The 10,158-nt window shown below is 47.1% G+C and carries 12 protein-coding genes; 11 read left to right on the top strand and 1 reads right to left on the bottom strand.

Annotated features, from left to right (window positions below; genetic code table 11):
* Positions 1-55: 55 nt before the first annotated feature.
* Positions 56-1,204, bottom strand: coding sequence for an amidohydrolase (locus tag ABHN01_RS01170; RefSeq protein ID WP_429874041.1), 1,149 nt, complete (start codon positions 1,202-1,204; stop codon positions 56-58).
* Positions 1,205-1,394: 190 nt separating this feature from the next.
* Here ABHN01_RS01170 and ABHN01_RS01165 point away from each other — a divergent pair, with 190 nt between their 5' ends.
* The 11 genes from ABHN01_RS01165 to ABHN01_RS01115 all read left to right on the top strand — a co-directional run bounded on the left by ABHN01_RS01165 (position 1,395) and on the right by ABHN01_RS01115 (position 10,157).
* Complete coding sequence (locus ABHN01_RS01165; protein WP_429874040.1) at positions 1,395-1,844, top strand: Lrp/AsnC family transcriptional regulator; 450 nt, start codon at positions 1,395-1,397, stop codon at positions 1,842-1,844.
* A gap of 93 nt (positions 1,845-1,937) precedes the next feature.
* Positions 1,938-2,786 carry a M55 family metallopeptidase gene (locus tag ABHN01_RS01160; RefSeq protein ID WP_429874039.1) on the top strand — a complete coding sequence of 283 codons (849 nt, stop codon included), beginning with the start codon at positions 1,938-1,940 and terminating at the stop codon, positions 2,784-2,786.
* A gap of 81 nt (positions 2,787-2,867) precedes the next feature.
* A complete protein-coding gene (locus ABHN01_RS01155) occupies positions 2,868-3,794 on the top strand; it encodes an ABC transporter permease (protein WP_429874038.1) in 927 nt (308 codons plus the stop codon).
* Position 3,795: 1 nt separating this feature from the next.
* Positions 3,796-4,743, top strand: coding sequence for an ABC transporter permease (locus ABHN01_RS01150; protein ID WP_290401644.1), 948 nt, complete (start codon positions 3,796-3,798; stop codon positions 4,741-4,743).
* 10 nt (positions 4,744-4,753) lie between these two features.
* Entirely contained in the window at positions 4,754-5,773 is a 1,020-nt protein-coding gene (locus ABHN01_RS01145) for an ABC transporter ATP-binding protein (protein WP_429874037.1), read from the top strand.
* On the top strand, positions 5,770-6,720 hold the full coding sequence (locus ABHN01_RS01140; RefSeq protein WP_429874036.1) for an ABC transporter ATP-binding protein: 951 nt from the start codon (positions 5,770-5,772) through the stop codon (positions 6,718-6,720). Before ABHN01_RS01145 ends, ABHN01_RS01140 begins: the two co-directional genes overlap by 4 nt.
* A gap of 19 nt (positions 6,721-6,739) precedes the next feature.
* On the top strand, positions 6,740-8,362 hold the full coding sequence (locus tag ABHN01_RS01135; protein WP_429874035.1) for a peptide ABC transporter substrate-binding protein: 1,623 nt from the start codon (positions 6,740-6,742) through the stop codon (positions 8,360-8,362).
* A gap of 63 nt (positions 8,363-8,425) precedes the next feature.
* Complete coding sequence (locus ABHN01_RS01130; protein WP_429874034.1) at positions 8,426-8,782, top strand: DUF3899 domain-containing protein; 357 nt, start codon at positions 8,426-8,428, stop codon at positions 8,780-8,782.
* Between the two features lie 26 nt (positions 8,783-8,808).
* Positions 8,809-9,093: a DPP IV N-terminal domain-containing protein gene (locus ABHN01_RS01125; RefSeq protein ID WP_429874033.1), complete on the top strand. Its 285-nt coding sequence runs from the start codon at positions 8,809-8,811 to the stop codon at positions 9,091-9,093.
* Between the two features lie 75 nt (positions 9,094-9,168).
* Positions 9,169-9,537 (top strand): TolB family protein, encoded by a 369-nt coding sequence (locus tag ABHN01_RS01120; protein WP_429874032.1) that lies wholly within the window; start codon positions 9,169-9,171, stop codon positions 9,535-9,537.
* Positions 9,513-10,157 carry a hypothetical protein gene (locus ABHN01_RS01115; protein WP_429874031.1) on the top strand — a complete coding sequence of 215 codons (645 nt, stop codon included), beginning with the start codon at positions 9,513-9,515 and terminating at the stop codon, positions 10,155-10,157. The genes ABHN01_RS01120 and ABHN01_RS01115 overlap by 25 nt, the downstream gene beginning before the upstream one ends.
* The last annotated feature ends 1 nt before the right edge of the window (position 10,158 follow it).

The following is a 10,158-nucleotide window of genomic DNA, read 5'->3' as shown; positions in this document are numbered from 1 at the left end:
GGGTTTGTCGACGTTCTGAGACAGCTGATCGACAGCTGTCTTTTTTTTTAAGGGATTACTGTATTTTTGAGGCGTACACAATCTCTCCGTTAATCAGCGTCTTTTCCACTGTGCTGCGCGCATCAAAGGGATCTCCGCTCCAGATGACAACATCTGCATCTTTTCCGGTTTCAAGTGAACCGACCCGATCATCGACGCCAAGATGTTTGGCGGCATTGATCGTTATGGCTTTCCATGCAAATGGCTCGCTTAACCCATGTTTGACAGCCGAAATGGCACTTAAAATAAGGCTGTCGATTCCCACAACTGGATGATCGGTAGTAATGGATACAGGAACACCGGACTGATCCAAAGCACTCAGCGTGTGCCAACCTTTATCAGCAAGCTCAATCTTGCTCCGTGTTGATAATGTAGGCCCGACGGAAACACGCACATTGTGGTCTGCAATATAAGAGGCAATTTTATGCCCCTCCGTGCAATGCTCAATCGTCACATCGATTTTAAATTCCTTGGCAAGCCGTAGGATTGTAGCAATATCATCGGCACGATGCGCGTGGGCACGAACAGGAATGACCCCTTTTAGCACGTTGATGAGCTGCTCTGCTCCAAGGTCCGCATCCGGTACTTCTCCATTTTCCATCTTTCGCAAATAGTCCTGGGCTCGTTTCATCTCTTTTCGAAATAAAGCGGCAATTCCCATACGGGTGACAGGTGACTTGCCTTTATTTCCATAAAAACGCTTCGGGTTCTCTCCAAAGGCCGCTTTCATGCCTGATGGACTTCGTATGACCATTTGATCGATGACCGTTCCGGCTGTTTTTATTACAGCCATCTCTCCGCCGATTACATTGGCGCTGCCAGGCATTACCTGAACAGTCGTCACACCGGCTTTTCGGGCATCTTCAAAACCTTTTTCATCAGGGTTGATGCCGTCTATGGCTCTAACATAAGGAGTTACCGGATTGCTCGTTTCATTGTAGTCGTGCCCTGCCGGCCCGATTCCTTCTTCATGGATCCCGAGGTGGGTATGTACATCGATCAGCCCTGGAGTCACAAACTTTCCTTCCGCATCTAGGACTTTTGTCCGCACATCCGGTTTAATGCCTTCCCCGATCTTAATAATTTTCCCATCATCGATCAATAGATCGCCTTTCTTAATGCTTCCGGTTCCAGCCACCAGCGTTCCGTTTTTAATAAGGAGCATATTTCCACCCTCTTTTTCAATTTTTTTGAAAAAACACTTGAATAAATATTCTGAAAAAATTATACTATTTTAAAATTACTAAATCCAATACTTTTATTTAATTATGATATAGTAATCAGGTACTAATTAACTATAATTAGTACTAATTTAGTAGTTTTTTTATTTTATTGTACTGAAAGGTGGAAGTATTGTGTCTTTCGAAATCATAGACCAGCTGGACAAAGGAATTATTAAGCTCCTATCCAAGGATGGCAGGATGTCCTTTACTGAAATTGCCCAGCGTTTGAATGTAACAGAAAAAACAGTACGTTCTCGCTATAACAATTTGGTAGAATCTAACATTCTGGAAGTCGTGGGTGTCGTTAATCCTATTTCTCTTGGAGTCAAGGTCGGTTCTATTATCCAGATCAGTGTCGTGCCTCCGAGGATGGAGGATACGATTAGAACACTGCAGGATATTGCAGGAATCCGTTTCATCACCCTTACTTCTGGAGAATATCAGCTTCTCGTACAGGCCAATGTCCGCCACTATGAGGAAATCACCGAAATTGTCAAAAGCATTCATCAAATTGAAGGCATCAATAAGACCAATGTCATTCTCCAAATGGATGTCTATAAAAATTCCTTTGAATATATTTAAGGCCCGCGGGTCTTTTTTATATCGCTTGATCGTTCAGAAAATTCCGTTTCCTTTTACTAAGAAAAGGGTTTATTCATCAAAAGGGGGAGAACAATGAAAATTTTTATTTCGGCAGACATGGAAGGAATCTCTGGTGTTGCTACTAACATGCAGCTTAAGAAAAATGACGAATATCAGCGGTTCAGAAGATTGATGACGGACGATGTGAACGCCGCGATTGCAGGAGCATTTGAAGGCGGTGCAACAGAAGTTACGGTAGCGGATGGCCATGGCAACATGTCCAATCTGCTCGTCGAGGAACTCGATGAACGGGCCCGTCTTGTCTCCGGCAACAACAGGGTGCTCTGCCAGCTGACCGGACTGGATGAAAGCTTCGACGGTATTATGTTTGTCGGGCATCACGGACGCGAAGCGGGATCAGAACGAGCCGTGATCAGCCATACACTTGCGGGTGTCGCAGTGGCAGAGATGAAGATCAACGGCAAGGTCGTGGGTGAGACAGAAATGAATGCCGGAGCGGCTGGGTACTTTGGTGTTCCCGCCATTCTTGCTACAGGAGATGACGCTTATGTGGAGGAAGTCATGGAAACTTTGCCGGATATCGAAGGAGCCGTCGTTAAATACGCAGTTGACCGTTTTGCAGCAGAGCTCATCCACCCTGTGAAGGCACGCCAGATCATTCGCGAGAAAGCCATGCGGGGAGTACAGAGAGCTAAGGAGATTGCTCCATATGTGGTCGAGGGGCCGATCACTTTCGAGATTGAGTTCAAAGGTACGAATCAGGCGTTAATGACGACCACCATACCGACAGTTGAACTGATCGGGCCAAAACGAATCCGGTTCACATGCGAGGATTACATAACCGCCTATAAACATATGTGGGGAGCCGTTATTATCGGTATGGCCGCAACCAACGGTGTGCTTGGCCATGCCAACGCGTAGCCGGCCGGCATCATAGGGATGACCTGCTCTTAGCGCTCGTTGTGGGCACTTGCGCTTTCTTAAAAAGAAGGAGGGAAGTTGATGTACATTGTAAAACGGCTGTTAACGATGCTGCTGACCATCTGGGTGATAACAACGTTGACGTTTGTGATCATGCACGCAATTCCTGGGGACCCATTTGCTTCTGATTCAGATGTTCTTCCAGAAGAAGTGCTGAATAACATGCGTGCAAAATTTAACCTCGATCAGCCGCTGCCGGTTCAATATGTGCTGTATTTGAAGAATCTTGCATCCTTTGATCTTGGACCGTCCATCGAATCGGAGACAAGAGATGTGAATACGCTGATTTCCGAAGGTCTGCCGGCTTCGGCATTGCTGGGATTTCAGGCGCTGGTCATAGCCATTGTCTTTGGAATGGCGCTTGGAATTATTGCCTCGCTTTTTCATAACCGTACCATAGATTACGCTGCCATGGCCGTAGCCATTCTCGGAATCTCCATTCCAAGCTTTATATTGGCGCCACTTTTAATCAAATTTTTCGCGGTAAAGTGGGGAATGCTGCCGGTTGCTTCATGGGGGACGTGGCAGCATACCATCCTGCCATCTGTGGCGCTTGCAGCCGGGCCCCTGGCAATCATCGCCAGGTTTACACGTTCCAGCATGCTTGAAGTTTTGAAGCAGAACTACATGAAAACAGCCGATGCCAAAGGATTGGGTACTGCAGGCATTATTGTAAAGCATGGGATCCGTAACGCGGTGATACCGGTCATCTCCTTTATGGGACCGCTCGTCGCACATCTTCTCACCGGAACATTTGTCATCGAAAAAATATTTGCCATACCAGGCCTCGGCAAATATTTTGTGGACAGCATTTTTAACCGTGATTATCCGGTTATTCTGGGGACGACGATATTTTTCAGTGTTGTATTGATCGTGACACTTTTTTTGATCGACCTGTCGTACAGGCTCATTGATCCGCGAATCAAACTAACGAGCAGGGGGGACTGACATGCTGGAAAAAGCATCTCAAGACACACTCTTCCGGCCGCTTCAGAAAGACCGGATGCGAAATGACGATATAAAACGTCCGAGTGTCAGCCAGGCAAAAGAGAGCATCAGAAGGGTGGTAAAGAACAAGCTGGCTTTGACCGGCGCCATAATCTTATTGTTCATCCTTATTTTTGCTCTTTTCGGACCAAAGATGGTTCCTTACAGCTATTCGGATCAGAGCCTTGCAGACGGTAACCTTCCTCCCGGTGCAAAGCATTGGTTCGGAACCGATGATCTTGGACGGGACATGTGGGCCAGAACATGGTATGGAGCCAGGATTTCACTCACCATTGGTGTTGCTGCCGCTCTCATTGACCTCGTCATCGGGCTTCTTGTCGGAGGAATATCGGGATACATGGCTGGCCGGGGCAGAATCGGAGACCGTGTGGACAGCCTGTTGATGAGGCTCGTTGAAATTCTATACAGCATCCCTTACCTGCTTGTCGTTATTTTGCTTCTCGTCGTTATGAAGCCTGGTTTATGGACGATCATCATTGCTCTTTCCATAACAGGCTGGGTGTCAATGGCAAGAGTGGTAAGGGGCCAAATCCTTCAGATTAAACAACAGGAGTTTGTATCCGCAGCACAAAAGCTCGGAACGTCTCACAGTACCATCATTTTTAACCATCTGTTCCCAAATATGCTCGGCATCATCATTGTCAACCTTACGTTCACGATTCCGCAGGCCATTTTTGCCGAAGCTTTTCTGAGCTTCATCGGACTTGGTGTCCAGGCACCGATCGCGAGCTGGGGAACGATGGCTAACGATGCGCTCGGTGTCATTTTGAGCGGACAATGGTGGAGGCTGTTTTTTCCAGGGTTCCTCATTTCATTGACCATGTTTGCGTTTAACGTGTTTGGTGATGGGCTGCAGGATGCGCTTGATCCGCACCATACGAAGGATTAGGAGGGAGACGATGGGGAATTTATTGGAAGTCGAGAAGTTAAAGGTTTCGTTCCGCTCGCATGGAGGCGAAGTACAGGCAGTCAGGGGCGTAAGCTTTCATATTGAGCAAGGCGAAGTTTTGGCCGTCGTCGGAGAGAGCGGATGCGGAAAATCCGTTACTGCACAGGCAATCATGAAGCTCCTTCCCAAAAGGGGATGCAGCATTAAGGAAGGCTCCATAGTTTTTGAAGGAAATGATCTCTTAAAGCTTTCAGCCAATAAGATGAAGCGGCTGAAGGGCTCACAAATCAGCATGGTGTTTCAGGATCCGATGACATCCCTCAATCCTACCATGAAGATTGGACATCAAATTGCGGAAGGAATCATTAAGCATAAAGGGCTGGACAAAAGAAAAGCGAAAGGCAGGGCTCTTGAACTTTTAAAAATGGTTGGAATCCCGAATCCGGAGGCCCGATATGATCAGTATCCCCATGAGCTAAGCGGAGGCATGAGGCAGCGCGTGCTGATCGCCATCGCACTGGCGTGTGATCCCAAATTGCTCATTGCCGATGAACCCACAACGGCTCTTGATGTAACCATTCAGGCTCAAATTCTGGATTTAATGAAAGATCTTCAGCAGAAGCTAGGCACCTCTATCATGCTCATTACCCATGATCTTGGCGTTGTGGCAGAGATGGCTCAAAAGGTAATCGTCATGTATGCAGGGATTGTCGTAGAGAGCGGGACAGCCGAAGATATTTTAGAACATCCTAAACATCCTTATACTCTAGGTCTGCTGAACTCTCTGCCAAACTATGAAACCGCCGAAAAGGAACGGCTGATTCCCATCGAAGGCACGCCGCCGGACCTTTATGCTCCGCCAGCTGGATGCCCGTTCGCAGCCAGATGCGATTACGCGATGGAGATATGTGTACAGGAAATGCCGGAATCATTTGAAACAGAGAACGGACATCACTCCAGATGCTGGCTGAACGATCCGAGGGCGCCAAAAGTGGCCGAATTTGCGGCAGCAGGGAGGGAAGGCACATGACAGAAGCCATGCTGGAAGTGGAAAACCTGAAGAAATATTTTAAAGTCGGTAAGCAGGCGTTAAAAGCGGTCGATGAAGTTACCTTTTCTGTGAAAAAAGGAGAAACATTGGGTCTTGTCGGGGAGAGCGGAAGCGGGAAATCAACGCTTGGAAGAACAATTGTCGGACTTAATGAACCAACAGGCGGAAAACTGCTTTTTGAAGGAAAAGACGTCAGGAATCTAAACAAAAAGGAAAGAAAGAACTACAACCGCATTGTCCAAATGATCTTTCAGGATCCTCATGCTTCCCTCAATCCAAGAATGAAAGTGGGCGACATTATCGGTGAAGGCATTGATGCCCACAGGCTTGCGTCCGGAAAAGAACGGATGGATCGCATCTGCACTCTGCTTGAGAGGGTAGGGCTCCATGCCGAACATGCAAAACGTTATCCGCATGAATTCAGCGGTGGGCAGCGACAAAGAATTGGCATCGCCCGTGCGTTAGCGGTAGAACCAAAATTTATTGTAGCGGATGAACCCATCTCCGCTCTTGATGTATCCATTCAGGCGCAGGTCGTTAACCTAATGGAAGACCTGCAGCGGGATTTGGGGCTTACCTTTCTTTTCATTGCCCATGACCTTGGCATGGTGAAGCATATTAGCGACAGGATCGGTGTGATGTACCTGGGCGGCTTTATGGAACTGGCGGACAGCGGTGATCTGTTCAGTGAACCGCTGCATCCTTACACTCAGGCGCTTCTCTCGGCGATCCCTGTTCCTTCAACGTCAAAAGGATCGAAAAGGGAAAGAATCATTTTAAAGGGCGATCCGCCAAGTCCGATCTCTCCGCCATCCGGCTGCCGCTTCAGGACACGCTGCCCGCATGCTATGGATGTATGCGCAAGTGCGGTGCCGGAATGGAAGGAAGTAAGGCCACAGCATTGGACAGCTTGTCACTTATATTAAAAAACGGAGGTATAGGATTATGTCGATAACATGGAAAAAACAGTTTGCAGGTCTATTGGTTTTCATCCTTATTTTGTCCGTGCTTTCTGCCTGCTCTGGTGGAAGCAAAACCTCATCTACTGAAGGAGTGAAGCAGGAAATCACGTTAAACGCGCTGAGTGAGCCGCCTTCTCTTGATCCTGCACTTGCAACAGATACGACGTCAGGCTGGATTCTCGATCACTTATACGAAGGGCTGTACATGAAAAACAAGAGCGGGGATTCAGTCAAAGGCCTGGCGAAAGACGTAAAAGTATCGGCCGATAAGAAGGTCTATACGTTTAAACTACGCGACGATGCAAAATGGTCTGATGGAGATCCTGTAACTGCAGGTGATTTTGAATATGCGTGGAAGCATGTGCTCGATCCGAAAACAGGAAGCTCTTTTGCTTTTTATATGTATTACATAAAAGGTGCAGAGGCGTACAACAAAGGGAAAGGTTCAGCCGCAGATGTGGGCGTAAAGGCTCTTGACGACAAAACCCTTCAGGTTGAGCTCGCGGCCCCAACCAGCTTCATCGAAAAGCTTCTCTCCTTCTGGGTCTACTACCCTGTCAAAAAAGAGGCTGCGGAAGGTAATAAGAACTGGGCAGGAGAAGCAAAAGATTATGTCAGCAACGGGCCCTACAAGTTAACAGAATGGAAGCATAACCGTTCCGTCGCCATTGAGAAGAACAAAAATTACTATGGAAAAGACGATGTGAAGATGGAGAAGGTGACGTGGAAGATGGTGAACGATGCCACCACCTATTATCAAATGTACAAATCAGGTGAACTCGATCTGATCCAAACCCTTCCATCAGATGTCATTGCTCAGGAAAAAGACAACAAGGAATATAAAGTCACCCCATACTTCGGAACGTACATGTATATGTTCAATATCGGAAAAGAACCGTTTAATAACGAAAAAGTCCGAGAAGCCTTTAACCTGGCGATCGACCGTAAGATGATTACGGATAAAATTACACAAGCAGGTGAAAAACCTGCAATGGGCTTCGTACCGTATGGAGCGGAAGTGAACGGCAAAGACTTTAGAAAAGAACATGAAAAATATTTTACAGAGGATGTAAAAAAAGCCAAACAGCTGATTAAAGAAGCGATGAAGGAAGAAGGATGGAGCAAGTTCCCGGAAACGGAACTGACGTATAATACTCTTGAAAGCCATAAAAAGACCGCCGAAGCGGTTCAGGAAATGCTGAAAAAGAACTTAGGCGTCGATGTGAAATTAACGAACCAGGAATGGAAAACATACTTGGACACGACAAAACAAAAGAACTTCCAGATGGCGCGTATGGGATGGATCGGCATCTACGTAGATCCGACACCAATCCTTGACTACTACTTGGGGGACAGCCCAAACAACAGAACAAACTGGGTCAATCCAAAATATGATCAGCTGCTCGCCCAATCTAAAAAAGAACAGAATGAAGGTAAACGAATGGAGCTGCTTCACCAGGCAGAAGATGTATTGATGAAAGATCTTCCTTTTCTGCCCGTCTACTATTACTCCAACAACTATCTGACCTCCAAGAAGTTCAAAGGAATCGTCTATCCAGTTAACCGTTATCCGTATGTCCGCTGGGCTGAAAAAGTTTCTGAATAACCAAATGGAGGATCGTCTGCTGTACCGGCAGGCTCCTCCTCTTTTGCTTCGACGGAGGTGACAATGATGAGGTTTATTGCAGCAGCGCTTTTGACTGCAGGAGGCTGGAAGATATACATGCTGCTTTTTGATATAACGGGTGTAGAAGCTATCAATCAATCATTCTTGCTTGGGCTGCTGTTTCTAATGGCAGGCGCTGGTGCCGTCATACAGGGTACAGGCTTTTTAGAGCCGCTCAGAAAAACGTTAGAGGCAATAAATCCTGCTGCTTTTCGCAGGCATCGTGCCGTAACTTTGGCGGAAAAAGAAATAGCCGCTTCCTTGCAAAAGAGAAACATTTCCTATCTGATGGTTATTTTTTTAGGTGTGGGCACGGGATTGAGCGCTTGCTCTGTTCTGCTGTTTTTCTTAGCTTATTAGCATTTTAATAGAAAGAAGGAAACCATATGAAACGTGGAATTCGTGCAGAAGATTTATATCGGCTGAGATTTGTAAGCGATCCCCAAGTTTCTCCTGACGGAGGGAGAGTAGTCTACACTGTAAAAAGGATCAACAAAGAAAAAAACTATGAATCTCATCTTTATATTTGCTCGTTAAGTTCAGGGGCTTCTGCACAATGGACAACCGGAAGCCACATTGATTCTTATCCAAGGTGGTCACCAGATGGCAAGCGGATTGCCTTTGTCTCCGATCGCATCGGTAAAAAACAGATATGGATCATCTCTGATTAAGGCGGGGAAGCCAAACAGCTGACATCAAGTGATGGCGGAGCATCAAACCCGGTTTGGTCCCCAGACGGCAAGTCATTGCTTGCGGACATCACAGTAAAGAAAGAGAGTGATGAAAGTGACAGGCTGCAGCCGTTCGAAGTGACTGAGCTGCAATACAAAGCAGATGGAAGAGGACTGCTGAAAGGCGAATATTCACAACTTTTTCTTATCCATTCGGAGAAGGGAACTCAAAAGCAGCTGACATCAGGGCCCTTCGACCATTTCGATGCAGCATGGTCACCGAATGGCGACAGGATTGCTTATTGTAGGAGCCGGCCAGCCGATGATACGGTTTCCTATGCGTCTGATCTGGTGATCCGCCAGCTGGGAGGCGAAGAAAAAACGGTCAGCAATGGAACTGGAGCATTTACCAATCCCGTATGTCTGCAGATGGCGAATACCTAGCCTATTGCGGCCAAACTTTTGAGCATGGCAGCGCAACTCTCGGTAATTGGTATGCCGTAAAACTGGATAGCGGAGAAACGCTATGTCTGACCAGGAATTTTGATGAACATGCCGGTGATGCTCTCATAGGCGATATGCACTACGGACATCCAGCACCTAAGCCCGCATGGTCCAAGGATGGTAGCGGGCTCTATTTCATCGCCTCTTTAAACGGGTATTCTTCGCTGCACTATGCCGCACTTGAAGGAAAAGTCGCTCAGGTTTCGAAGAGAGATTGTCATTTGTATGGCTATACGGTTGATGCAGAGAATGACTTCGCGGTCTTTGCGGCAAGTTCACCGGTCATTCCGGGTGATTTGTTTTATGCGTCGCTTTCCAATTTGGCTGAGGAGGTGCGGCTTACGGATGTAAATAAAGCGGTGCTGTCTGAGATCGCACTTTCCCATCCTGAAGAATTCAGATTTACAAATGATGAAGGCTGCTCTGTCCAGAGCTGGCTGATGAAGCCTCCGAGGCTTGATGCAGGTAAAAAATATCCGCTCGTCCTTGAAATTCATGGCGGCCCGCATGCGATGTACGGCAATACGTTCTTCCATGAGCTGCAGCTTCTGGCGGCATGAG

Source organism: Fictibacillus sp. NRS-1165 (assembly GCF_050468105.1).
Lineage (GTDB): Bacteria > Bacillota > Bacilli > Bacillales > Fictibacillaceae > Fictibacillus_C > Fictibacillus_C terrinigri.
Note: the sequence above shows the minus strand (reverse complement) of the source record. Positions and strands in the feature narration are given on the sequence as shown.